The following is a 23,509-nucleotide window of genomic DNA, read 5'->3' on the forward strand; positions in this document are numbered from 1 at the left end:
AGGGAAAATAATGGCTGAAGAAAATAAAAATGCCGATTCCCGGGAATCCCGTGGCAAAGGCCGCGAAGACCGGGGGCGTAAGGGCCGCCGCGACAATCGTCGTGAGCAGGAAAAGAATCAGTATTTAGAGCGCGTAGTTACCATTAACCGGGTCTCTAAAGTAGTTAAGGGCGGACGTCGTTTTGCTTTCACCGCGCTGGTAGTAGTCGGCGACGGCGAAGGTATGGTCGGTGTCGGATACGGCAAGGCTAAAGAGGTTCCCCAGGCTATTTCTAAGGGCGTCGAGGACGCGAAGAAGAACTTCTTCCAGGTGCCGATGATTGGGCGGACTATCACCCACTTGGTACAGGGTGAAGAAGCTGCCGGTGTGGTGCTGTTGCGTCCGGCTTCTGCCGGTACCGGTGTAATCGCCGGTGGCCCGGTGCGTGCAGTTATGGAATGCGCAGGTATTCATGACGTGTTGACCAAGTCTTTGGGCAGCGACAATGCTTTGAATATCGTGCAGGCCACGGTTGCTGCTCTAAAGATGCTGCAGCGTCCGGAAGAGGTAGCAGCTCGCCGCGGGCTTCCCGTTGAACGGGTAGTTCCGGAATCGATGCTGCGGGCTCAAGCCGAGGCACGGGCAGAAAAAGCCAAGAAAGCGAAGAAAGACGAGGCGGAAAAAGCCGCCGACGGTGTCGCTGAAGAGGTGAAGGCCTGATGAGTAAGCTCAAGATCACCCAGGTTAAAGGCCTGGTTAATACCAACCAGAACCAGCGGCGGGTTATGCAGTCGCTAGGTCTGCGCAAGATTCACCAGAGTGTGGAACACCAGGATAATCCGGCTATTCGTGGCCAGATCCGCAAGGTTTCTCACCTGGTGCAGGTAGAGGAGATTGGTTAATGGCTGAAGATACTAAGGTAACCGAAGCAGAAGACACTGCGAAAGAGGACGTAATCCGGTTGCATGATTTGCGTCCGGCTCCCGGCTCGAATAAGCGCCGCAAGCGCGTGGGTCGCGGTGAAGGATCGCAAGGTAAAACATCCGGTCGCGGTACTAAAGGTACTGGCGCTCGCAAGAATGTTCATCCTCGTTTCGAGGGTGGCCAGATGCCGTTGCATATGCGCCTGCCGAAGCTGCGTGGATTTAAGAATCCCTTCGCTACTGTTTATCAGGTAGTGAACCTGGATCGCCTGCAAGAACTGTTCCCTGAAGGGGGAGCGGTGACAGTTGATGATCTAGTTTCCAAGGGAGCAGTTCGCAAGAACTCTTTGGTGAAAGTTCTAGGTACCGGGGAAATCTCGGTCAAACTGGAACTGATCGTGGACGCTTGGTCCGCTAGCGCCAAAGAAAAGATTGAAGCTGCCGGCGGTTCGCTGAGCAAGCGGGAGCAAGACTAGTTTGCACCCAGCAGCCTGGCTGCAGTTTTAAAATCTAGATAGCTAGAAGTCTGGGGCGGGGAGAAAATCTCCCCGCCCGAGACTTTATTTTATTGCTGCCAATGGGCAGGAATACCTAAAATACTGTGCTGTCTGATGGGACTAGTGATTAAGTGTCTCTGGTCACCAGGCTTGACACCCAATACGGCCGAGCCGTTATACTCTTAATTGCTTTGTTACAAAAACGTTATACGGGGATTGCTGATTGTTCTGCCTCTCCCCGTTAAGACTCAGGAGATATTGTGCGAAAAACCTGGTTGATGGCACCAATCGTGGTTATGGCGTCCTTTGGATTAGTGGCAGCCGATTCTGTTCATCCCTCTACGGCAGCAGCTGGCCAAACAGTTAATGTTTCTAAACTGGCTAACAATATGCTGCAGGAAAATCTTTACAACCAGGCAGTGTCGGTTGATGAAGCAGTAAAAGTATCGACCACTAAGGTCTCTGCTATTTCTGCAGGCGCTACCGCATCGAAATCAACAGCCGAGGCGCTGCCAGCCGCGGAAACTCCTAATTGCGCACCGCCCAGTGGGGATAGCGGGGTTCAGCCTTGGCCGCGCCAGGTACGCACTATGGTCACTCAACGTTTTGGGGTAACCAATATTGGGGGCTTGCGTCCCGGTGACCCTCGCGATCATGGAAAAGGGCTCGCCCTCGACGTGATGGTACCGATTTCTAGTGCTTTGGGAGATTCCATCGCCAACTGGGCGATCGCCAACAGCGGGGATCTGAACATCAAATATGTGATCTGGAAACAGCGCATTTGGATGCCTGGAAAACAGTGGAAGAAGATGGAAGATCGCGGATCTACTACCCAAAACCACTACGATCACGTACATCTGAGCTTTAATACCGGATCCGGCCGCTGCCTATAAACTGAACCGGTGAACCGGCGCGGCGTCTACGGAACTAACCAGATCCGCTACCGGCGCTTACGGGTTTAGACACCTTATTCTTAAAAGTGCTTTTGTACCCAGGTGCGCCTCTCGTTCCCGGGAGGGCGGCCTCAAAAATAGGGATAGCGATATAAGAATCCCGGAAGTCGCGTGAATATTACCCCAAAAAGCAGCTGCATGTGCTATCTAAGGGCTAAATTGTGTAGGCTTTTAAGGGTTAAAGAATTATCTTTTTTATGCCGTAAAAAAACATATTGCTGGAGGCAGCTTGCTTAGCGTATTCGTACAGGCGTTTAAGACGCCCGATCTCAGGAAAAAGCTCCTGTTCACCTTGGCGATTATGGCGCTCTACCGGATCGGATCGCATATCCCCTCCCCGGGGGTTAACTATCCGAACCTGCAGGCCTGCCTGAAGAACAACGAGCAAAACGGTCTCCTGGACTTGGTGAACCTGTTTTCCGGGGGTGCCCTGCTCTCCCTGTCAGTGTTCGCTATGGGAATCATGCCCTATATTACGGCCTCGATTATTATCCAGCTGATGCGGGTAGTCATTCCTCGTTTCGAGGATCTGCACCGTGAAGGTCAAGCCGGTAAAGCCAAAATGACTCAATACACCCGGTATCTGACTATCGGGCTGGGCGTATTGCAGTCAGTGACCATTATTTATATGGCGCGTTCCGGGCAGCTATTACAAGGTTGCGCTCCCAGCAAACCGATTATTCCTGACCAATCGGCGCTCAACTACCTAATCATGATGATCACCATGACCGCTGGCACCGGCCTGATTATGTGGCTAGCCGAGCTGATCACCGAAAACGGTATCGGCAACGGTATGTCCCTCCTGATCTTCACCGGGATTGTGGCTAATATGCCCGCGCACCTGCAGTCGATTGGTGCTTCTGGTGGCGTCTGGAAAGTGCTGATCATTATTGGCCTGGTGGCTTTGATTACTTTGGCGATCGTGTTCGTGGAGCAAGCCCAGCGGCGTATCCCGGTACAGTACGCCAAACGGATGGTGGGTCGGCGGATGTATGGCGGCTCCACTACCTATATCCCCATGAAAATCAATATGTCGGGGGTTATCCCGGTAATCTTCGCGGCCTCGCTGCTAGCCATGCCGCAAATGGTTGCCCGCTTTGGTAAACCCACTGCCGGCTGGGTCAAATGGGTAAACGACAACTTCCAACACGACTCCCTGATGTATCTAATCTGCTACGCGCTGCTAGTTTTAGGATTCGCGTTCTTCTACACTCAAATCACTTTCAATCCCGAGGAAATCGCCGACAATATGAAGAAATACGGCGGCTTTATTCCGGGGATTCGCGCCGGGGCTCCTACTGCCGACTATCTACACTATGTGATTAGCCGGATTACTACTGCCGGTGCTCTCTACCTGGTGATAGTAGCCATGGTGCCGATTGTGGCGCTGATTCCGCTCAAGGTTACCCAGATGCCCTTCGGCGGTACTACCCTGTTAATTATGGTGGGCGTGGGTCTGCAAACCGTACAGCAGATTGATGCTCAGCTTCAACAACACCACTATGAGGGATTCCTGAAATGAAAAAACGCCTGGTGATCCTGGGCGCCCCCGGTGCCGGCAAGGGTACTCAGGCGCGTAAGATCTGCGAACTGCTAGATATTCCTACTTTTTCTACTGGAGCGATGCTGCGCGCCCAAATGCAGGCGGGCACCGAGCTCGGGAAAAAAGCCCAAGAGCTCATCAATCGGGGGGAGCTAGTTCCCGATTCTGTGATTAGTTCCCTGGTAGAGGAGGAGCTAAAGTCTTCCCGTTATAGCCAAGGTTTTCTAGCTGATGGTTATCCCCGCAACCTCGAGCAGGCTCATTTCCTGGATCAGGTCCTCAAAGATATGGGCACCCCGCTAGATGCGGTGGTCAATTTGGATGTCCATTTAGAGGACGTGGTGGGACGACTGCTTAAACGCGCCGAGATCGAAAATCGCAGCGATGATACCGAACCGGTGATTCGCCGCCGCCTCCAGGTTTATCAGGAGCAAACCGAGCCGCTAGTACGTTACTATCGAGAGGCCGGCCTGCTAATTAATATTGATGGCAACGGCTCTATCGACCAAGTTTGGGATAATATTGCTGCTCAATTGCAGTAATAGCTAAATCGCAGCGGGAAGAAGATAGAGACCTATGCTATTTGGGCGAGGCATCGAATTAAAGAACCGTACCCAGCTGGGTTATATGCGGCAGGCGGCACTAATTGTTAACCGAATTCACGAGGCCGTCTGGGAAAATGCGCGGGCGGGGGTAACTCCTCGCCAAATCGATGAGATCTCCGCGCAGGTAATTGCGGATGGGGGAGCTAAATCTAACTTCCTGGGGTATTACGATTACCCCGCCACCATCTGTATCTCCGTAAATGACACCGTGGTGCATGGGATCCCGGGTGACGTTCCCTTCGAAACCGGCGACTTAGTTAGCTTTGACTGCGGCTGTTATCTGGAGCGAGATGGTAAACAGTGGCATGGGGATTCCGCGTTTTCTCTGATCATCGGGGAAGAACCGGCTCCCCAGCCTACGCCTTCTATCGCTGCCCACGCCTACCCCACATCCTCTGAAAAAGAGCAGCTCCTGGAGATTACCCGTTACAGCACCTGGGCGGGGGTGGCAGCAATGGCTGGCTCGCGGGCCCGGGTTAACGATATTGGCGGTGCCATTGAGGATGCGGTGGACTCTTTCGCGGAACGTTTCGGCTGGAAGGCGGGAATCGTAGAAGAGTTCACCGGGCATGGAATCGGGACCGCTATGCATCAGGCTCCGGATGTGTTTAATTTTCGACCCGCCGGCAGATCAGCCGCGATAAAACCGGGGATGGTGCTGTGCGTAGAGCCGATACTTACTCGCGGCTCTAATCAAGTGACCACTATGGCTGATGAATGGACCGTGAAAACGGTAGATCACGCCCTCGCCTGCCATTGGGAGGCGCAGGTAGCGGTGTTAGCAGGCGGCATCTGCGTGCTAAACCAGCCTGATTTTGGTGCGGCCGCCCTGGCTCCTTTCGGGATCGAGCCGGTGTTGCTGTAAGTAGCCACCTAAGGTAGCACTGCTGCAGCTACCTTAGAAGTTCCTGATTCCCTTTGCGATCGCGTCTTTTTATTCAGCGTTCCTGCCCCTCCACCTGGTACAGTCAGTTCTGAAAAGGAGGCGAGCCGATGCGTATTCCCTTTCGCAGACTTACTCGGATGTTATCGCAGCTAGGCGCCAGCCAGCTGGAGCAATCGACCTCGCATCCCAATCGCCGTCGGCAGCAGAAAAAATCTGTGCGTCCCCTAGGGCGGGCGCGTTATCTAACCAAAGGCGATAAGGTTCCTCCCTTTGCTTACGACCCGAAAACGGGCAATGGAGCGGCTGACCCGGGAGAAGTGATTTGGTGTTGGGTTCCCTATGAAGAAGAGGACGGGCGCGGGAAAGACCGGCCGGTGCTGGTCATGGCAGCAACCACTGACGCAGTTATTGGAACTCAGCTGACCAGCAAAGATCATGATAAAGATGCCGCCCAGGAAGCACATTGGGGACGCTACTGGATGGATATCGGCGCTGGTGCCTGGGACTCTAAGGGTCGCGAATCAGAAGCTCGCCTGGACCGGTTGTTGCTGATTCCTCGTCGGGAAGTCCGCCGGGAGGGTGCCCGTCTAGATCGCGAGCTGTTTAGCCAGGTTGCGGCGGCTATCCGTAAACGACAAAAACTAAAGTAGCGAACGACCGGTATCTTGCCATGGCTGGGGCGAAAAACCTACTTCTCGAGGACGTAATTTGCAACCTGCGACACGCTGATTACTGCGAAAAAGGCAAAGGCGTGACCGATTTAACCCTATATCGGCTTTAGGTTCACCCAGCAACTAACGTAAGGTTGATTATTGGGTTTGTGGCTAGTGGGGAATAGTATACCCGTTAGCCATCCTATGTGGACAAGGTTAGTGAAGGATAGATGGCTAAAAAAGAAGGCGTTGTAGAGGTCGAAGGCACCGTAGTAGAGGCACTCCCGAATGCATATTTCCGGGTGGAACTCGAGAACGGTCATAAAGTGCTAGCGCACATCTCGGGCAAAATGCGTCAGCATTATATCCGGATCTTGCCAGAGGATCGCGTAGTCGTAGAGCTCAGCCCCTACGATTTATCGCGCGGCCGAATCGTTTATCGATACAAGTAAAGCAGTATTGACGGCGGAGAAATTCGTCGCAGCTAGAGGGAAGTTATGAAGGTTCAACCCAGCGTTAAGAAGATCTGTGAAAAATGCAAGGTGATTCGTCGCCACGGCGTTGTCATGGTGATTTGCGATAACCCTCGGCATAAACAGCGTCAAGGCTAGCCGAGAAAAATAAAAAGCGTGCTACCAGCACCTTCTAGATTTGGAAGGTGACCCCAGGTCCGGAGGCCTGGGCCGCGAAAGCGGAAGGTGGCGCGACGGCCTCCGGAAACAATGTGGAGAGAAAATTAATGGCAGCACGTATTGCCGGTGTTGATCTTCCGCGCGAGAAGCGTCTGGAAGTGGCACTTACTTACATTTATGGCGTTGGGCGCACGCGCGCTCAAAAAACGCTGCAGGAAACCGGAGTTTCTCCGGATGTGCGCGTAAAGGATATTTCGGAAGAAGATCTGATTAAAGTTCGCAACTTTATTGAATCGAACTACAAAGTTGAAGGCGACCTTCGTCGTGAGGTCCAAGCCGACATTCGCCGCAAGATTGAGATTGGTTCTTACCAGGGACTGCGTCACCGTTTCCATTTGCCGGTGCACGGTCAACGGACTAAGACCAATGCGCGTACCCGTAAGGGGCCGAAGCGCACCGTTGCCGGTAAGAAGAAGGCTGTATAAGTAAGCGCAGGCACCACCTGCTGGATCTGAGGAAAAGAAGGAAGATATGGCTGTTAGTTCTATAAAGAGCCGTAAGCCGCGTCGGGCTGCGCGTAAGAACGTTATTCAAGGGAAAGCGTTCATTAAGTCCACATTCAATAACACTATCGTTTCGATTACTGATCCCTCCGGAGCCGTTATTTCTTGGTCGTCTGCCGGCCAGATGGGTTTCAAAGGATCACGTAAATCTACTCCTTTCGCTGCGCAGATGGCTGCTGAAGCTGCTGCTCGGCGGGCTCAAGAACACGGTATGAAGAAAGTTGACGTGTTCGTGAAAGGACCGGGGTCAGGTCGCGAGACCGCTATTCGTTCCTTGCAGGCTACCGGCCTAGAGGTCGGTTCCATTCAGGACGTTACCCCGCATGCCCATAATGGCTGCCGTCCTCCGAAGCGCCGTCGCGTATAACGCGCGTCCTAACTGAAGCAGAAAAAAGAAGATAGTAAAACACTTCTGTGAGTCTCCAGGCCGTCATTTGGGAGATTTCGCAGTCTTGTCTATAAAGCTGGCCTCAGGTCAGGACGTTCGTTCCAGTCATATGGCGGGCTGGACGACAGAAAGGACAACACGTTGCTTATTTCACAGCGACCCGTGCTATCAGAAAAAGCGGTTAACGATCAGCGTTCCCGCTTTACCCTTGAACCCCTAGAACCCGGATTCGGGCACACTCTAGGAAACAGTTTGCGGCGTACCCTACTCTCCTCCATTCCGGGAGCCGCTGTCACCTCCATCCGAATTGAGGGGGTGCCGCATGAGTTCCGCACTATCCCGGGAGTAATGGAGGACGTCTCCGAGATCATTCTGAACATTAAGCAGATTGTGCTGTCTTCCGAGAATGACGAACCGGTAGTGATGTATCTGCGTAAGGCAGGTGCGGGGCAGGTTACCGCCGGGGATATTACTCCTCCGGCGGGAGTCGAGATCCACAACCCAGATTTGTACCTGGCGACTCTTAACGAGTCCGGCAAGCTGGAAATTGAGCTGACGGTAGAACGAGGCCGCGGCTACGTTTCTGCAGATCAGAACAAGTCGGATGGGCATGAGATCTCTCGGATTCCCATTGACTCCATCTATTCTCCGGTAGTTAAAGTCCGCTACAAGGTAGAGGCTACTCGTGTTGAGCAGCGCACCGACTTTGACCGCTTGATTGTGGATGTAGAAACTAAACCGGGACTGGCTCCTCGGGATGCGCTGGCTTCGGCTGGCAAGACCCTGGTAGAGCTGTTCGGACTGTGCCAGGAACTGAATATTGAGGCCGAAGGCATTGAGATTGGCGCTCCGGAAACGGATCAGGCGCTAGCTCAAGACCTCGCACTTTCTATTGATGATCTGGATCTGCAGTCTCGTTCCTACAACGCTTTAACGCGGGAGGGAATCAATACGGTGGGGCAACTGGTTGCCCGCTCCGAGGCCGATCTTTTGGATATCCGGAATTTCGGCGCTAAGTCAATCGAAGAGATTAAGGCAAAACTTGCCGAAATGGGGATGGCGTTGAAAGATTCTCCGCTGCCCACTTCGGTCAGCCTGGATGATCTGGCCACCCCCAGTTCATTACAGTTCTCTGACGACTAAGTCGGGTTTTCTCGGCGCTGAAACAATAAAGTTTTTTAGGAAAGTAAAGGAAGAAACATGCCTAAGCCATCTAAAGGTCCGCGGTTAGGAGCCGGCCCGGCACATGAGCGCAAAATTCTGGCGAATCTGGCGAAATCGCTAATCGAGCACCGTTCGATTCGTACTACCGAAGCGAAGGCTCGCCGTTTGCAGCCCTATATTGAAAAGCTGATCACCAAGGCGAAGAAGGGTGATATCCACAATCGCCGTATGGTTGCCCGCAAACTGGGCACTCAGGTTGATAAGTACACTCGCGGTTTCGATGCAGTCTACACCTTGTTTGACGAGGTAGTTCCGGACCTGGACCCCAACCGTCAGGGCGGGTACACCCGGATCGTGAAGCTGCCGACTCGCCGCGGAGACAACGCTCCCATGGCTGAGATTTCTTTGGTCACCGAAAAGGTAGAACCGAAAGCCAAGGTGCAGCCCACCAAGGACGAAGCAGCTAAGCCGGAGAAGGCCGAGGAAGCTAAAGAGGCCGAGAAGGCCGAGGAAACCGTGGAAGATGCGGTTGAAACTTCGGACAATGGCGAAGAAAGCTCTGAAGCTGTAGAAGCTGAAGAGACTGACGAAGCAGCAGATTCTGAAGAAAAGTAACTTGGCAGCTACTAGCGCATAACAACGCTGGTAACTAGCAGCTACTTGATGCGGGCAGTTGGCATGATTATTGCCAACTGCCCGCATTATTTTTTGGGTATCACGCAAGTAAGGCCATACTCTTGATCAGAAAGGTTATCCAGGTCAGCAAGTATTCGTGGTAATGCCCGCCAGTATCTCCAGGTAAGCTAGGAACATGGTAAAAGAGATGAGAACCCCGCTCACGTTGTCAGTTGATTGCGGAGGTGGGGGGATCAAAGCCTCGGTGCTAGATAAACGCGGAACTATGGTGGCGCCTTCATTGCGGGTACCTACTCCTTACCCGTTGCCTCCGGAAAAATTAATCGAAATCGTTGAGGATTTTCGCGCTGACTTTAAAGCAAATACCGACCGGATAACGGTGGGGATGCCGGGCATGATTCGTCACGGAGTAGTCATCTCTACTCCCCATTATGTGTGCCGGTCTGGTCCGCGCACCCGGGTACTACCCGAAATGGTACAGGCTTGGAAAAACTTTGACTTGGCGGGGGCTTTAGAAGAAAAAACTTCCCTGCCCGCCCTAGTCCTCAATGATGCGGAAGTGGCCGGCGCCGGGGTAATCTCTGGTACCGGGATGGAAATGATTATTACCTTGGGTACCGGACTGGGGAATTCGATCTGGGATGGGGGGCGCTTGGCTCCCCATATGGAACTTTCCCATATGGTTGCCCGTTGGGGCTTGCTCTTCGACGACTATGTGGGGGAGCCAGAACGCGTCCGGATGGGGGATGCTCACTGGTCACGACGGGTCAGGCGCGTGGTGGGGGTGCTGCGAGAAGCCATTATGTGGGACCGGCTCTACCTGGGAGGGGGAAACTCGGCGCATATTGTGGAATCGGTACGCAAAACCCTCGGTGAAGAAGTGGTGATTGTACCGAATGACGCGGGTATTCGCGGCGGGGTGCGGGCCTGGGGGTTAACCACATGAAAGGCGAGTTGATTCGTTTGCGCCTGGACCTGGCCTATCGGGGCGAGCCGTTTCACGGTTGGGCGCGGCAACCGGGTTTGCTGACTGTTCAAGGTCGCCTGGAGGAGGCGTTTACTCTGATTACCCGGCAGCCGACGCAACTTACGGTGGCCGGACGGACCGATGCCGGCGTACACGCGCGTGGGCAGGTAGCCCACTTGGAGGTGCCGGCAGAGTTTTGGCTTTCCTTATCAAGAGGGCGCGAGGAGAGCGACCAGGTGCGCGGGGAACGGCTCCGGGCCCGGGTGGAAGGCCTGGCGGGACGGGGTTTAAATGGCGCCCTGGCAGTAAAGCAGATCAGGGTGGTTTCAGGGGATTTTGACGCCCGTTTTTCGGCGCTTTCTCGCACCTATCGTTACCTGATATGTGACGATCCGCGCGCTCAGGATCCTTGCCGTCTGGATATCACCCGCACGTCCTCCTCTCTAGATGTTGAAAAAATGCAGGTTGCAGCGCAAGCTTTGTGCGGGGAACATGATTTCTTGCCTTTCGCGAAGCCGCGCGAGGGTGCCACTACAGTGCGTACTCTCCATTCGTTTAGTGTTTCCCGTCCCGGGGACGGAATCGTGCAGGCGATGATTCGCGCCGATGCGTTTTGTCATTCCCAAGTGCGCTTCATGATGGGAGCCTTAATCGAGATCGGGCGGGGAAAATATGGCCCTGGCTGGATAGGGGAGCTGTTAGCTGCCGGAGTACGTGACCAACGGGTCCCCCTTGCCGATGGGCGGGGGTTAACCTTGTGGGAGGTGGCCTATCCGCCCGCCAGCCAGTACGCTTCCCAAGCCCAAAAAGCCAAAGTAGTGCGTACCCTTCCAGAAAACCCGGCCTGATAACCGGTGTTATTCCTGACGGTGGGCAGGGCTAATCTCGTCTATGTGGGCAGTTCAACAGGCTACTGCTTTGACCTGGTAGTTTTCGCCCCGTAAAATACTAAATGTTGTGTGTCCTGGAACAATCCAGGCGCAGGGGAACTACCTGCAGTTTTGGCAAAAACAGGACGCTAGACGGAAAGAAATACGAAGTCGGGTGTAGACACTACGGCGGCGTCCGCAACATTTTGGCAGTTGTTGCCACCCTGTTGCCGCGCTCTCGCAGTTCTCGCCCCTAAAGAAGAAACGAAGGCTTAAGCCCGTGCGAACTTATAATCCGAAAGCCGGTGACACCCAGGACAAGAAGTGGTATGTCATCGACGCTGAAGACGTCGTTCTCGGACGACTGGCGGCCGTTGCCGCCAAGCTGCTGCGTGGCAAGCATAAGCCGACCTACACTCCCAACGAGGATATGGGCGATCACGTCATTATCGTGAATGCCGCCAAGGTCGGACTTACCGGCAACAAACGTGAGCAGAAACGCGCCTACCGCCACTCCGGTTACCCCGGTGGCTTGAAATCTGTAACCTACGGCGACTTACTAGCTAAGAAACCGGAAGTTGCAGTAGAAAAAGCGGTGCGCGGCATGGTCCCCCACACTCGGTTGGGACGTGCCCAGATGAAGAAGCTGCATGTATTCGCAGGTCCCGAACACGACCATGCGGCACAGCAGCCAGAACCTTACGAAATTAAGAAAATCGCCCAGTAGCCCTGAGCCAAGACCCTGAGGAGAATTGTGGCTGATACCACCGAAAACGAAGAGCTGTTGGAGGAGAATGCCCCCAGCTCTTACACCACGGAAACCGAGTCGGAGCCGACCGGCTCCGGACAGTCCGTGACCGCTCCCGGCATCGGGCTGGGACGCCGTAAAAGCGCGGTTGCGCGGGTCCGGTTAATACCGGGCAGCGGCGAATGGAAGATTAATGGCAGAACTTTGGAAAACTATTTCCCGAACAAGCTGCACCAGCAGCTAGTACGGTCTCCGTTCACCCTGCTAGACCTCGAGGGACGTTTCGACGTTGTCGCTCGGGTCTCTGGTGGCGGTACCTCCGGCCAGGCCGGAGCGGTGCGCCTCGGCGTTGCCCGGGCACTAAACGAGATCGATCGGGAAGCCAACCGTGCGACCTTGAAGAAGGCGGGATTCCTAACCCGCGATTCGCGCGCTGTTGAGCGTAAGAAGCCTGGTCTGAAGAAGGCTCGTAAAGCTTCGCAGTACTCCAAGCGCTAAGCTTTTACGCTTGCTTATTTTGCCCGGTAAAGCTGGTTTCTACTGGCTTTACCGGGCAAAACTGTATTCAAATAACGCTAACGGCTATATAGCTGGAGATTCCAGAAAAGTGATTAATGCTTGCTATTGTTTGCTAAACGCTATACAAATTCTAGTATCTAGTGTTACCCTCGAAGAAGAGAGCAAGGAGGTAGTGTTATGGCGAATACAGCAGCTGTTTATGCCCGCATAGACCCGGAGCTCAAAGCAGACGTTGAAGACATCCTTTCACGCCTAGGGGTTACGCCCTCTTCAGTGGTGCAAATGCTCTACAGTCAGATCAAACTGACTAGAAGTATTCCGTTCGGGATAAAACTTCCTGCAAAAGCGCCTCTTTCGCTGGCGGAACTCACTACTGAGCAGCTAAATGCCGAGCTGCAGAAAGGTTACGATTCTCTTCTCGCGGGAAAATCCTATTCCGCAGAGCAAGTAGATGAACTCTTAAGTAAAGAGTACGGAATCTAATGGCTAACTATCTGATCATTTATTCAGATGAGGCCCTACAAGATTTAAGAGAAATCTTTGAATACATTGCTGGAGAGCTGCGGGAACCGGCGATAGCGGCTGCTCAAGTAAACCGGATTCGAGAGCAGATACGTAGCCTTGGGCATTTCCCTGCTCGCAATAAAAAGGTCGCCTGGGAACCCTGGCTCAGTATCGGAATGCGACAGATGCCGGTCGATAATTTCATTGCATTTTATACCATCGACGATATCCAGCCCGCAGTTCAGATTGTTCGTATCTTCTACGGTAAACGAGATGTTCAGAGCTATATTCGACAGCCGTCCGGATGAGTTAGATTTTGCGTAGGAATACGTTTTCGAGGCGGTGTTGGGCATCTTTGCGCAAGATCAAAGTGGCACGCCCTCGGGTAGGACGAATCTGCTGCTCCAGGTTAGGTAGGTTTATAGAGGTCCAGATATCTAACGCGATTTGGCGCGCCACCGAATCAGAGATCCCGGCATAAACCTGGAAGTAAGATTCAGGATCCTGAAAAGCAGACTCTTTGAGTGATACGAAACGATCGACGAACCATTGTTCAATATCGCGGGTGCGGGCATCAACATAGATCGAAAAATCAAAAAAATCACTGACCGCCAGGGATTTGTGATCATCGAGCCCGCTGCGTCCATCATCTTGATCTAGTTGTTTTTCCAGGTTGGGAAGATCTTGGTGTCCCCGGTAGAGCCAGGCGGGCTGCAGCACATTGATGCCCTCTAAAATCAAAATATCGGGGCTGGCAACCGTAATATATTTATCGGGCACCACGTCATAGGTGACGTGCGAATATACCGGCGCCTTGACCTCTGGTACTCCCGCTTTCACCTGGGTAACAAAGTTTAGGAGGGCGCGACGGTTATAGGATTCAGGGAATCCTTTGCGAGCCACCAGTCCGCGCCGCTCTAGCTCTGCATTCGGATACAAAAACCCATCGGTAGTCACTAGCGCCACCCGCGAAATTTCCGGCCAACGACTAAGCAGGTTTTGGAGAATACGGGAAGTAGTAGATTTTCCGACTGCCACCGAACCGGCTACCCCAATAATGAAGGGGATTTTCCTTTTATGTGGACGCCCAAAAAAATCTTGTTGATCTTGGGCGAGGGCGCGCGAATGCAAAACCCGGTAGCGGAGCAGTGCCGAGAGGGGACGATAGACCGCGTCTGCCTCCTCAACGTCGATGGGGTCGCCCAAAGCGGCAAGAGAACGCAAATCAGCTTCGGTTAGCGGCATCGGGGTTTTAGCGGCGAGGGCGCGCCAAGCATCCCGATCGAACTGTTCATAAATCGATTTTTCCGCCATATATTTCTGGCTCCATAATAGGGCTCCGCGCAAGAGCTATTGCGCTGATATTGCAAATCTGGCTTCCTGCCAGCATCAAACGCACTGGCAGGAAGTCAGAAAATAAAACCTATAAAGACAGGCGTTCTTTCACTTCGCCGGCCAGGCGCTGACAAACCGCGTCGGCTTGTTCTTGGGTAGCGGCCTCCACCATTACCCGCACCACTGGTTCGGTTCCCGAGGCGCGCAACACTACCCGCCCGGTATCGCCTAGCTCTTCCTCGGCCTTAGCGATTTCTTCCCGCAGTCCGGGATCATCAGTCCGATTCTTGTCCACGTCTCGCACGTTAATCAGGGTCTGCGGCAAGCGCTTTACAAACTCGCAAATCTTCTCTAGGGGCTGACCAGCATCTTTAACCGCGCGCGCGATGCACAGGGCAGTAAGAATCCCATCCCCGGTAGTGGCGTGATTGGCATTGATTACGTGACCGGACTGTTCCCCGCCCAGCACGAATCCTTGCTCCCGCATTTTTTCTAGGACGTAGCGGTCACCTACTGCAGTCTGTACGGTGTTAATACCTTTTTCTTTCATCGCCAAAATCAAACCCAGGTTCGACATAATCGTAATCACCAGGGTATTTCCCGCTAGTTCGCCCTTTTCTTTAAAGGAGGCAGCCAGCATTCCCATGATTTTGTCGCCATCGACCAGGTTCCCTTGGGAATCTACCGCCAGGCAGCGGTCAGCGTCCCCATCGAAAGCCACCCCAAAGTCGCAGCCGGCGGCCACCACTTGGTTCTGTAACTGTTCTGGGTGGGTGGAGCCACAATTGTCATTGATATTGCGTCCGTCCGGGGAGGCGTTAATCACTACGGTGTCGATTCCGGCTTCCTGTAGCGCCTCTGGCCCCAACTCGGAAGCTGCCCCATTGGCGCAATCGACGGCTACTCGCAGCCCAGAAAGATCCCCGGCCGCCCGCACCAGGTGTTTAATATAAAGCTTCTCGGCGCTTTCGCGTTCTTCCTCGATCTCGCCGACCCCATCGCCAACAGGACGGTCAGTTTCGTCCCCCAGGAGCTGCTCAATCTGGTCTTCAATCGCATCAGGTAGCTTATATCCGCCGTGCGCAAAAAACTTAATCCCGTTATCGGGCATCGGGTTGTGGGAGGCAGAAATCATTACCCCCAGATCCACATCGGATTTCGCGGTCAGATAGGCCACGCAAGGGGTGGTTACTACCCCGATCCGGTTAACATCTACGCCCTCAGAGGCTAGACCCGCAGAAATCGCGTGGTCCAGGAAATCACCGGACATTCGGGTATCGCGAGCCACGATTGCCCGCAGCTTGCGTCCTTTTGGCGCATCTTTGCGCACTTGCTTAGCGGCTGCTCGGCCCAATTCCAAAGCCAATTCCGGGGTTAGCTCTTTATTTGCTAGACCGCGCACTCCGTCGGTTCCAAAAAGTCTGCCCATTTTACCTGTCTTTCAACTAGCAGAATCTGACGTTCTCAGCCTACCGCACCAGCAGCTCTTAATTTTCCCTCGCCACCAGCTAGCGGTGATATTTCCTATTTATGCTGCTTAGGCGCGCGAGATAGCAATGCGGCGAAAGACGTGAAAAAATCTATTTTATGTGTGGAATCTTAGGAATGGTAGGGCTGGCGCCCACTAAAGATGCAGAAGAAGTCATTATGGGGGGCCTGGCCCGCCTGGAGTATCGCGGCTACGATTCGGCGGGGATTGGGCTTTCTACCCCCGGCGGGATCCAAATCCGCAAGAAAAGTGGAAAACTAGCGAATTTACGAGCAGTTTTGCAAGAAGATCCGCTTCCCGCGGCGATCGCGGGGATCGGACATACCCGCTGGGCCACGCATGGGGGACCGACCGACATTAATGCTCATCCCCATGCTTCCTCCGATGGGCAACTCGCGGTAGTGCACAACGGGATTATCGAGAACGCCGATAACCTGCGCCGCGTCCTCGAACAGCAGGGATTTAGTTTCGTTTCTGAAACCGACACCGAGGTAATTGCGAATCTGCTGGCAGCGTCCTATCTAGCTGACAAGGGCGAAGGCACCACCCTGGGGGAGGGGGCAGCAGAGATACCAGCTCCCGTCCTAGATGACGCACAGGTTTCTGCCGAGGTCGCTAGAGGGGCCCACCAGGCAGCGGCGCGGCTATCAAGGGCGCTACTGAAGACTATGGAGCAGCTCAAAGGAACTTTCACGATTTTGGCGATCCACCGGGACGCTCCCGGGATAGTGGTAGCTGCCCGGCGTTCCTCCCCGCTGGTTATTGGGGTGGGCCAGGATTGCAACTACCTAGGTTCCGATGTTTTAGCTTTCGCCGATCACACCAAAGACTGCCTGGAGATCGGGCAAGACGAACTGGTGATGGTGACTGCCAAGGAAGTAAAAGTCGCCAACAGTGAAGGTGGGGCGGTTACCCCCAAGCAGTTCACCATTGATTTTTCGGTAGACCGCACCTCAAAGGGTGGGTGGGGAACCTTCATGGAAAAAGAAATCCATGAACAACCTTCCGCGGTAACTGCCACTTTGCAAGACCGGACTGATGCGCAGGGCTACCTCACCCTAGATGAGCTGCGCATCAGCCAAGACGTACTGCGGCAAGTAAACAAAATGGTGATTATTGCTTGCGGCACCTCTGCCTATGCCGGGCAGATTGCCCGCTACGCGATTGAGCATTGGTGCCGGATCCCGGTAGAAGTAGAGCTGGCCAGCGAGTTCCGTTACCGCGACCCGGTAGTTGATCAGCGCACCTTGGTGGTGGCGATCAGCCAATCCGGGGAAACCATGGACACCATTATGGCGGTGCGGCATGCCCGGGAACAAGGCGCGAAGGTACTGGCGATTGTAAATACTCCCGGCTCGACGATTCCCCGCGAATCCGATGCGGTACTACTAACCCATGCCGGCCCCGAAATCGCCGTGGCCTCCACCAAGGCTTTTACCGCCCAAATCACTGCCTGCTATTTGCTGGGGCTGTATTTAGCGCAGGTGCGGGGCAACAAGTTCATTGATGAAATCGCCGATTACCTGGAAAAACTGGCGGCGGTTCCCCACAAGATGCAGACTCTGCTCAACGAAATGGAGCCGGTGGTCGAGGTTGCTAAACGCTACGGGAAAGACCTGAAATCCACGATTTTCTTAGGCCGTCACGTGGGTTATCCGGTGGCCATGGAAGGGGCGCTCAAACTTAAAGAAATCGCCTATGTACATGCGGAAGGTTTTGCCGCCGGCGAGCTCAAACACGGCCCGATTGCCTTGATCGAGCCGGGACAGTTCGTGTTTATCGTGGTGCCCACCCCGCGCCGGCCGGAGCTACACCAAAAGGTGATCTCGAATCTGCAGGAGGTGCGCGCTCGCGGCGCGATTACTCTGGTAGTAGCGGAAGAAGGCGACGATAAAGTCGATAAATATGCCGACCATATTTTCCGGGTGCCGCGTACTCCTACCCTCTATATGCCTTTGCTAACTGTGATTCCCTTGCAAGTGTTTGCCTGTGAGGTCGCCAAGAGCAAAGGCTATGACGTGGACCAGCCGCGGAACCTGGCCAAATCGGTGACAGTGGAATAAAAGGCAAGTTCAAAGGGAACCGGCGGCATGATTGAGGCATTCGAGAAACAAACAGTTAGGCAAGCTGAAGCCAAAGTAGTAGCCGAGCATCCTCACGGGGCGTTGATGAAAAAGGCTGCCGGCGAAGTCAGCGACACCACTGTGGAGTTCTTGCTTGCCCGGGGTGCCAAAGTTGAGGAAACCCGGATCCTCGGGTTAGTCGGCGGCGGCGATAACGGCGGGGATTGTCTATATGCCTTGTCCTATTTGGCGAAATTGGGATACCCCTGTCTTGCCTTGCTGCTTTCGGATAAGCCCCATGAAAAAGCACTGGCGGCGGCCAAAAAAACCGAGGTAACCATCGAGCGGGTAGATTTAGCGGGCAGTGCTCGCCAGATTGCGCGCCTGGCTGCCCGCCGCGCCCGCGCCGCCCAGGTGTGGATTGATGGCCTGGTAGGAACGGGTGTCAACGGTAAACTACGTGAACCATTAGCGCAGGTAGCAACGGAGTTAACTCGCCTGTATGAATCTAGGGGCTCCAAGGTGCTACGAGTGGCGATCGATATTCCCTCCGGGATTTTCACCGATGATGGTCGCCTACCCGGGCCTTTCCTAGGGGCGGACGTGACGGTAACTATGGGAGGACGCAAATCCTCCTGCCTATTGCCGCCGGCTGCCTATCATTTTGGGCAAGTACGGCTAGTAGACCTGGGTTTGCAGATGAAAGAGCCGCGCCTAGCCCGCCTGGAGGCAGAGGATGTGGGTGCTATTTGGCCAGTGCCCGGTCCGGAAGACCACAAATATACTCGCGGGGTAGTGCAGATAGTCGCCGGTTCCTCCGCCTTCCCCCTAACCGGAGTGATGTGCGTAGAAGGTGCGGGTAGAGCCGGAGTCGGAATGGTGCGCTATGTTGGCCCCGAGGACGCGGCTTTCGCGATTCTTTCCCGTTTCCCGGAAGCAGTTTCCGGTGCGGGCAAACATCAATGCCTGCTGGTAGGTCCGGGCATAGATCCCAAAGATACTTCCCGGGTACGCGAAGCAGTCAACCAGGCAGTGCAAGCTGCTACCAGCGGGATTCCTCTGGTACTAGATGCGGGCGCCGTCGACCTCTATCCCCAAATCATTTCCCACGTTCCCGGCGGAACCCTTAGCCATCGAGCAGTACTTACTCCCCACGCGGGCGAGGCGGCGCGTTTGCTTTCGACACTCGGAGCCGGGGGAGGCCGCGGTGGAGTTAGCCGGGCAGAAGTGGAGGCATCGCCAGCAGCTTGGGTGCAGTATTTAGCGGATAAAACCGGTGCCACGGTGCTGCTAAAAGGAGCAGTGACCCTAATCGCCAGCGCCGAGGGGACAATGTTCAGCCAGGCCGGAGCGCCTTTCTGGACCGGGACAGCTGGTTCCGGTGATGTGCTGGCGGGAATCACCGCGGCGGTGCTGGCTCAACATCAGGCGCGCGCAGAACAATCGGGACACCAACTGTCTACCTCGCAAGTCTCAGCTGCGGTTGCCTCCGCCGCTTGGGTGCACGCCATGGCTGCTCGAAAAGCGGCCGAACTCCCCTTTGCCTCCGCAGATCCGCAAAGTGCTAATAGCCTGGGTGCACCGCTGGTGGCTACCGATATTGCCCGCGCGATTCCGCAGGCTATCGCCTACGCTTTGCAGCAAGCTTAGGACGGTATAGTCATGGTCATGAATACTGATTTTCCGGCGCGCGCGATTATTGACCTGTCTGCACTGGAAAAAAACTTGCAGCAGCTGCGCAAATGCGATCCGAAAGTTCAAGCGATGGCGATCGTGAAAGCCAATGCCTATGGACATGGTGGAGGGCAGATCGCCCGTGCCGCCTTAGAGTTCGGGGTGAATTGGTTTGGGGTCGCGCAGCTGGCAGAAGCTATGCAGCTACGGGAGGCACTGAAAGATTTTCCGCAGGCGCGCATTTTCACCTGGATTTTCAGCCCAGACGCCAATCTGGAAGCGGCGATTAAAGCCAACTTGGATATTGCGGTATCTAATCCTGAAACTCTGCTGCGCGTGGCTAGTGCCGCCCGGGCGGCAGAGAAAAAAGCCCGCATTCACCTGGCGGTGGACACCGGGATGGGACGCGAGGGCGCCCTGCCCGAAAACCTAGCTCCTTTACTTTCGGCGGCAGAGCTGGCCAGCGACGAGAGAACGGTAGAAGTTGTCGGAATCTGGTCGCATCTGGCGCGCGGAGATGAAGCGGGCGCGGGCGAACAGGCTACTGCCCGACAACTTAGCGACTTCCAACAGGCATGCGCAGCAGCTGAACAGCGCGGATTTACGGGGCTGGTGCGCCACCTATCGGCTTCTTCGGGACTGCTGTGGCATCCGCAGGCACATTTTGATTTGGCGCGCTATGGGATCGCCATGTACGGCCTCACCCCGAATCCGGGCCGCGCCACTACCTCCAGCTTGTCTCTTACCCCGATTATGCGACTAGAAGCTGATCTGATCAGCGTAAAGAAACTGCCCGCGGGGCATCCGGTTTCCTATGGAGGCACCTGGGTGGCGCCCCACGATACCTATATCGGGATCGTGCCGCTGGGATATGCCGACGGGATTGACCGTCATGCCTCCGGAAAAATCTGGGTAGCTGCCAATGGGCGGAAATATCCGCAGGTAGGACGGATATGTATGGATCAGTTCATGGTGGATTTAGGTAGCGGTGAAGATGGGAAACCGCCGCTGGCTTCCGGAGCGACTGTGCGGGTCTGGGGAGATGGCTCCCAGGGCGAACCCACTGCCGATGATTGGGCGAAGGCCGCCGGAACCATAAACTATACGATTGTTACTGACCTTAATCCGCGGGTGCCACGGGTCTATATCTAGGAGGAAACGTGCCGTTTACTATTACCGTTAACTCACCTGACCAGACGCGCGCGGTTGGACAAGTGCTGGCTGCCCAGCTGCGCCCCGGAGATTTAGTAATGCTCTCTGGTGGATTGGGAGCCGGCAAAACTACTTTTACCCAGGGAATTGGTGCGGGACTGCAGGTAAAGGGGAGGGTATCTTCCCCCACTTTCATCGTCGCCCGGGTGCACCCGTCCTTGGTGGGGGGCGCCGATCTGATTCACGCCGATGCCTATCGGATCAAAGATTTGACGGATCTAGAAACCCTGGATTTGGATTCTACCTTAGACGAGGCGATTACCGTCATTGAATGGGGGGAGGGGAAAACCGAGCAGCTGTCGGCTGACCGCCTGGAGATTGAGATTCATCGGGAACACGGCGGGGTTGCTACCAGCAGTAATGGGGTAGTGGATCTCGCGCAGATGGATGACGGCAAACGCACGATCACTATTCGCCCCCTAGGAAAGCGTTGGAAAGAAACCGACTGGGGACAGGTGTTTTCCGCTTTTGAGCACAGCCAAGAAAAGTAGGTAAAAATATGCGGATTCTATGTATCGACACTTCCTTGGGGGCATCGGTTGCCCTGTGGGATAGCGAAGCTAAGACCCAGGTGTTAGCCAGTCGCTCCAGTAGCGACTCTCGCTCCCATGCCGAACACTTAACGGAGCTGATTAGTGAGGTAGTGCAGGAGGCTTGCGGATGCGCTCTTTCGCAGGCGGGTATTGAGGCGGTGGCGGTCGGACGCGGTCCGGCTCCCTTTACTGGTTTGCGCTCCGGGCTGGTTTCGGCTCGCACTATCGGATACGCGTTGGGAGTTCCGGTAATCGGAATTTGTTCCCTAGACGCCCTCGCACGCGCGGTATTAGACCTGGTGCCACCCACAAAGGAAGTGTTCATAGCTACCGATGCGCGGCGAAGGGAAGTCTATTGTGCCCAGTACCGCGCGGACGGTCCCGATGAGGTTTGCTGCCTGTGGGGACCAGAGGTGGGACGACCCGCAGATTTTGCGAATCGGGCGGCCACACCCGGTTTGATGGTAGCCGGGGCGGGCGCGGAGCTATATCCCCAGGACTTTGTGTTAAATCCCGGGCTGCCTACCGAGGTAGAGGCAGCGGTACTCGGTAGGATCGCACAGGTGCGCCTAAATGGGCAATCCGCTGATCAGCTATTAAGCACGGTGTCTCCGCTTTATCTGCGCCGCCCGGATGTGCAGCCGCCTAGCCAGAAAAAATAGGGGTATCGTGACTGGCTGCGTTCTTTTAAGCATTGAGGACGTGTCGGCGCTGCTTGCCCTAGAACAAGCCTGTTTTGGATCCGAGGGGTTTAGCGCCGCGCAGCTGCAACAAATGCTAACCGCTCCCTACGGTTTAGCTTTAGGAATCTGGGAGGAGGAGGCGCTGGTGGGGGCGGCTCTGCTAGAAGTCTTAGTGCCAGAATCTGAGCTGCAATCCCTGGCAGTTCTGCCGGCTAAACGTCGCCACGGCCTCGGCGGCGCCCTCTTAAAATCCGCCCTCACTGCGGCCCGGAAACGGGGAGCTACTGAAATGTTTTTGGAAGTGCGCAGCTCCAACCAGGCGGCGATTAGGCTTTATGAACGCGCGGGATTCACTCCTTTGAGTGTGCGGCGGGGATATTATTCCCAACCCCGCGAAGACGCATTGGTAATGCGCAAGCGCCTGGCTAGCCCCTCTCCCGGTCCCGTCGGGGCGGAAATCACCTCCTCTGACCACCGCTGAAAGGTATTTTGAAACTTTTAGCTTTCTCAATTGCGGGGAAATTTCTAGGTTAGCGTCCCCACAAATAAGAATTCGTGTTGACGATTTTTTTCATCATCTTTTTTAACTAATTGACTATTAATGCAGGTAGATATCGCTTTAAAAGTATAGAATACCGTAACCTTTTTCTTTATCATTACTGCCTAGACCTAAACTCCTAAGTCTGCAAAAACCCTTGGGATAGCCTGTGAAACGTGGCCAATACAAAAGAAATTCAGAAGAGGCGAAGCTGGAACACCCTGGTCTTCGCGAAACAGTGCATGGCCGTTACCGGCATATTCTTTGTACTGTTTGTGTTAATGCATTCCTACGGGAACCTGAAGATTCTAGCGGGGGCTGACGCCTATAACGGTTATGCCCACCACTTGCGGGTCTTCGGTGCCCCTATCCTGCCTTATGAAGGTCTACTTTGGATCCTGCGCGTCGCGCTCCTGGCGTGCGTCCTGATCCATATGATCTGCGCCTTCTACCTCTGGTATCGCGCCAGTGTAGGACGAGGCAGCGAGAAATACGTAGTCAAACAGAACGTGGTTAACAACTACGCGACCCGAACCGTACGTGTCGGCTCGGTGCTGCTAGCGTTGTTTATCGTGTTCCACATCCTTCACTTCACCACCAAGTCGGTGCAGATTGGTGCAGCTGGTGCCTACTGCTCGAAGACCTACGAGGTAGGTGGGGAACAGATTCCGATGGCACCGTGGAACATGATGGTAACCACGTTCTCAGCAGCTAACTGGTGGACGCTGATTATTTACCTGGGTGCGGTCGCAATTGTGGCTTTGCACGTGGGACACGGCGTATGGTCCGCCCTGCAAACTATGGGTTGGATCCGGGAAAACACGCATAAAGCGACGGTTTATATCTCCGGGCTTGTGGGGCTATTGCTGTTCGCCTTGTTCGCCATCCCGCCGCTTTATTTGGTAATCACCAGCCCCAATTTAGTGCCGGGTTGTTAGGGAAGGATGCGTAA

At 54.7% G+C, this 23,509-nt stretch carries 29 protein-coding genes; 27 read left to right on the top strand and 2 right to left on the bottom strand.

Features of this window, described 5'->3' with window-relative positions; genetic code table 11:
- Positions 1-10 precede the first annotated feature (10 nt).
- The 20 genes from rpsE (at position 11) to AC1EKS_RS07080 (ending at position 13,338) form a co-directional block, all read left to right on the top strand.
- Complete coding sequence (gene rpsE / locus AC1EKS_RS06985) at positions 11-700, top strand: 30S ribosomal protein S5 (RefSeq protein WP_481008597.1); 690 nt, start codon at positions 11-13, stop codon at positions 698-700.
- On the top strand, positions 700-882 hold the full coding sequence (rpmD, locus tag AC1EKS_RS06990; protein ID WP_022864709.1) for a 50S ribosomal protein L30: 183 nt from the start codon (positions 700-702) through the stop codon (positions 880-882). Before rpsE ends, rpmD begins: the two co-directional genes overlap by 1 nt.
- Positions 882-1,379 (top strand): 50S ribosomal protein L15, encoded by a 498-nt coding sequence (gene rplO, locus AC1EKS_RS06995; RefSeq protein WP_481008596.1) that lies wholly within the window; start codon positions 882-884, stop codon positions 1,377-1,379. Before rpmD ends, rplO begins: the two co-directional genes overlap by 1 nt.
- Before the next feature lie 281 nt (positions 1,380-1,660).
- Positions 1,661-2,293 carry a VldE C-terminal domain-containing protein gene (locus tag AC1EKS_RS07000; protein ID WP_481008595.1) on the top strand — a complete coding sequence of 211 codons (633 nt, stop codon included), beginning with the start codon at positions 1,661-1,663 and terminating at the stop codon, positions 2,291-2,293.
- Between the two features lie 289 nt (positions 2,294-2,582).
- Positions 2,583-3,875, top strand: a complete 1,293-nt coding sequence (secY, locus tag AC1EKS_RS07005; protein WP_481008594.1) for a preprotein translocase subunit SecY — start codon at positions 2,583-2,585, stop codon at positions 3,873-3,875.
- Positions 3,872-4,438: an adenylate kinase gene (locus AC1EKS_RS07010; RefSeq protein WP_481008593.1), complete on the top strand. Its 567-nt coding sequence runs from the start codon at positions 3,872-3,874 to the stop codon at positions 4,436-4,438. The genes secY and AC1EKS_RS07010 overlap by 4 nt, the downstream gene beginning before the upstream one ends.
- A 34-nt stretch (positions 4,439-4,472) precedes the next feature.
- A complete protein-coding gene (gene map / locus AC1EKS_RS07015) occupies positions 4,473-5,366 on the top strand; it encodes a type I methionyl aminopeptidase (protein ID WP_481008592.1) in 894 nt (297 codons plus the stop codon).
- Positions 5,367-5,494: 128 nt separating this feature from the next.
- A complete protein-coding gene (locus AC1EKS_RS07020; protein WP_481008591.1) occupies positions 5,495-6,037 on the top strand; it encodes a type II toxin-antitoxin system PemK/MazF family toxin in 543 nt (180 codons plus the stop codon).
- A gap of 233 nt (positions 6,038-6,270) precedes the next feature.
- A complete protein-coding gene (gene infA / locus AC1EKS_RS07025; RefSeq protein WP_072510294.1) occupies positions 6,271-6,492 on the top strand; it encodes a translation initiation factor IF-1 in 222 nt (73 codons plus the stop codon).
- Positions 6,493-6,537: 45 nt separating this feature from the next.
- A complete protein-coding gene (rpmJ, locus tag AC1EKS_RS07030) occupies positions 6,538-6,651 on the top strand; it encodes a 50S ribosomal protein L36 (protein WP_481008590.1) in 114 nt (37 codons plus the stop codon).
- Positions 6,652-6,779: 128 nt separating this feature from the next.
- Complete coding sequence (rpsM, locus tag AC1EKS_RS07035; RefSeq protein WP_481008701.1) at positions 6,780-7,157, top strand: 30S ribosomal protein S13; 378 nt, start codon at positions 6,780-6,782, stop codon at positions 7,155-7,157.
- A gap of 46 nt (positions 7,158-7,203) precedes the next feature.
- Positions 7,204-7,602: a 30S ribosomal protein S11 gene (gene rpsK / locus AC1EKS_RS07040; RefSeq protein WP_481008589.1), complete on the top strand. Its 399-nt coding sequence runs from the start codon at positions 7,204-7,206 to the stop codon at positions 7,600-7,602.
- Between the two features lie 162 nt (positions 7,603-7,764).
- A complete protein-coding gene (locus AC1EKS_RS07045; RefSeq protein ID WP_481008588.1) occupies positions 7,765-8,766 on the top strand; it encodes a DNA-directed RNA polymerase subunit alpha in 1,002 nt (333 codons plus the stop codon).
- Between the two features lie 57 nt (positions 8,767-8,823).
- Complete coding sequence (gene rplQ, locus AC1EKS_RS07050; RefSeq protein ID WP_481008587.1) at positions 8,824-9,402, top strand: 50S ribosomal protein L17; 579 nt, start codon at positions 8,824-8,826, stop codon at positions 9,400-9,402.
- A 208-nt stretch (positions 9,403-9,610) separates the two neighbouring features.
- Entirely contained in the window at positions 9,611-10,369 is a 759-nt protein-coding gene (locus tag AC1EKS_RS07055; RefSeq protein WP_481008700.1) for an ROK family protein, read from the top strand.
- A complete protein-coding gene (truA, locus tag AC1EKS_RS07060; RefSeq protein ID WP_481008586.1) occupies positions 10,366-11,238 on the top strand; it encodes a tRNA pseudouridine(38-40) synthase TruA in 873 nt (290 codons plus the stop codon). The genes AC1EKS_RS07055 and truA overlap by 4 nt, the downstream gene beginning before the upstream one ends.
- A 301-nt stretch (positions 11,239-11,539) precedes the next feature.
- Positions 11,540-11,986: a 50S ribosomal protein L13 gene (gene rplM, locus AC1EKS_RS07065; RefSeq protein WP_481008585.1), complete on the top strand. Its 447-nt coding sequence runs from the start codon at positions 11,540-11,542 to the stop codon at positions 11,984-11,986.
- 27 nt (positions 11,987-12,013) lie between these two features.
- A complete protein-coding gene (gene rpsI, locus AC1EKS_RS07070; protein WP_481008584.1) occupies positions 12,014-12,505 on the top strand; it encodes a 30S ribosomal protein S9 in 492 nt (163 codons plus the stop codon).
- Positions 12,506-12,703: 198 nt separating this feature from the next.
- Complete coding sequence (locus AC1EKS_RS07075; RefSeq protein WP_481008583.1) at positions 12,704-13,009, top strand: type II toxin-antitoxin system RelB/DinJ family antitoxin; 306 nt, start codon at positions 12,704-12,706, stop codon at positions 13,007-13,009.
- Complete coding sequence (locus AC1EKS_RS07080; RefSeq protein ID WP_481008582.1) at positions 13,009-13,338, top strand: type II toxin-antitoxin system RelE/ParE family toxin; 330 nt, start codon at positions 13,009-13,011, stop codon at positions 13,336-13,338. The genes AC1EKS_RS07075 and AC1EKS_RS07080 overlap by 1 nt, the downstream gene beginning before the upstream one ends.
- A 1-nt stretch (position 13,339) precedes the next feature.
- On the opposite strand, the gene coaA is transcribed toward AC1EKS_RS07080, so the two are convergent.
- On the bottom strand, positions 13,340-14,344 hold the full coding sequence (coaA, locus tag AC1EKS_RS07085) for a type I pantothenate kinase (protein WP_481008581.1): 1,005 nt from the start codon (positions 14,342-14,344) through the stop codon (positions 13,340-13,342).
- 109 nt (positions 14,345-14,453) lie between these two features.
- Positions 14,454-15,794: a phosphoglucosamine mutase gene (gene glmM / locus AC1EKS_RS07090; protein ID WP_481008579.1), complete on the bottom strand. Its 1,341-nt coding sequence runs from the start codon at positions 15,792-15,794 to the stop codon at positions 14,454-14,456.
- A gap of 158 nt (positions 15,795-15,952) precedes the next feature.
- Between glmM and glmS the strand changes: the two genes are divergently transcribed.
- The 7 genes from glmS (at position 15,953) to AC1EKS_RS07125 (ending at position 23,495) form a co-directional block, all read left to right on the top strand.
- Positions 15,953-17,917, top strand: a complete 1,965-nt coding sequence (glmS, locus tag AC1EKS_RS07095) for a glutamine--fructose-6-phosphate transaminase (isomerizing) (protein WP_481008578.1) — start codon at positions 15,953-15,955, stop codon at positions 17,915-17,917.
- Between the two features lie 27 nt (positions 17,918-17,944).
- Entirely contained in the window at positions 17,945-19,567 is a 1,623-nt protein-coding gene (locus tag AC1EKS_RS07100) for a bifunctional ADP-dependent NAD(P)H-hydrate dehydratase/NAD(P)H-hydrate epimerase (protein WP_481008577.1), read from the top strand.
- An 18-nt stretch (positions 19,568-19,585) separates the two neighbouring features.
- The gene (gene alr, locus AC1EKS_RS07105; protein ID WP_481008576.1) at positions 19,586-20,743 is read left to right on the top strand and encodes an alanine racemase; all 1,158 of its coding nucleotides are present in this window, start codon (positions 19,586-19,588) and stop codon (positions 20,741-20,743) included.
- Positions 20,744-20,751: 8 nt separating this feature from the next.
- Positions 20,752-21,294, top strand: coding sequence for a tRNA (adenosine(37)-N6)-threonylcarbamoyltransferase complex ATPase subunit type 1 TsaE (gene tsaE / locus AC1EKS_RS07110; RefSeq protein WP_481008575.1), 543 nt, complete (start codon positions 20,752-20,754; stop codon positions 21,292-21,294).
- An 8-nt stretch (positions 21,295-21,302) separates the two neighbouring features.
- Positions 21,303-21,998, top strand: a complete 696-nt coding sequence (gene tsaB / locus AC1EKS_RS07115) for a tRNA (adenosine(37)-N6)-threonylcarbamoyltransferase complex dimerization subunit type 1 TsaB (RefSeq protein ID WP_481008574.1) — start codon at positions 21,303-21,305, stop codon at positions 21,996-21,998.
- Positions 21,999-22,005: 7 nt separating this feature from the next.
- Positions 22,006-22,500, top strand: coding sequence for a ribosomal protein S18-alanine N-acetyltransferase (rimI, locus tag AC1EKS_RS07120; protein WP_481008573.1), 495 nt, complete (start codon positions 22,006-22,008; stop codon positions 22,498-22,500).
- A 233-nt stretch (positions 22,501-22,733) separates the two neighbouring features.
- On the top strand, positions 22,734-23,495 hold the full coding sequence (locus tag AC1EKS_RS07125; RefSeq protein ID WP_481008572.1) for a succinate dehydrogenase cytochrome b subunit: 762 nt from the start codon (positions 22,734-22,736) through the stop codon (positions 23,493-23,495).
- Positions 23,496-23,509 lie beyond the last annotated feature (14 nt).

The organism is Varibaculum sp. C0165D1 (assembly GCF_056590355.1).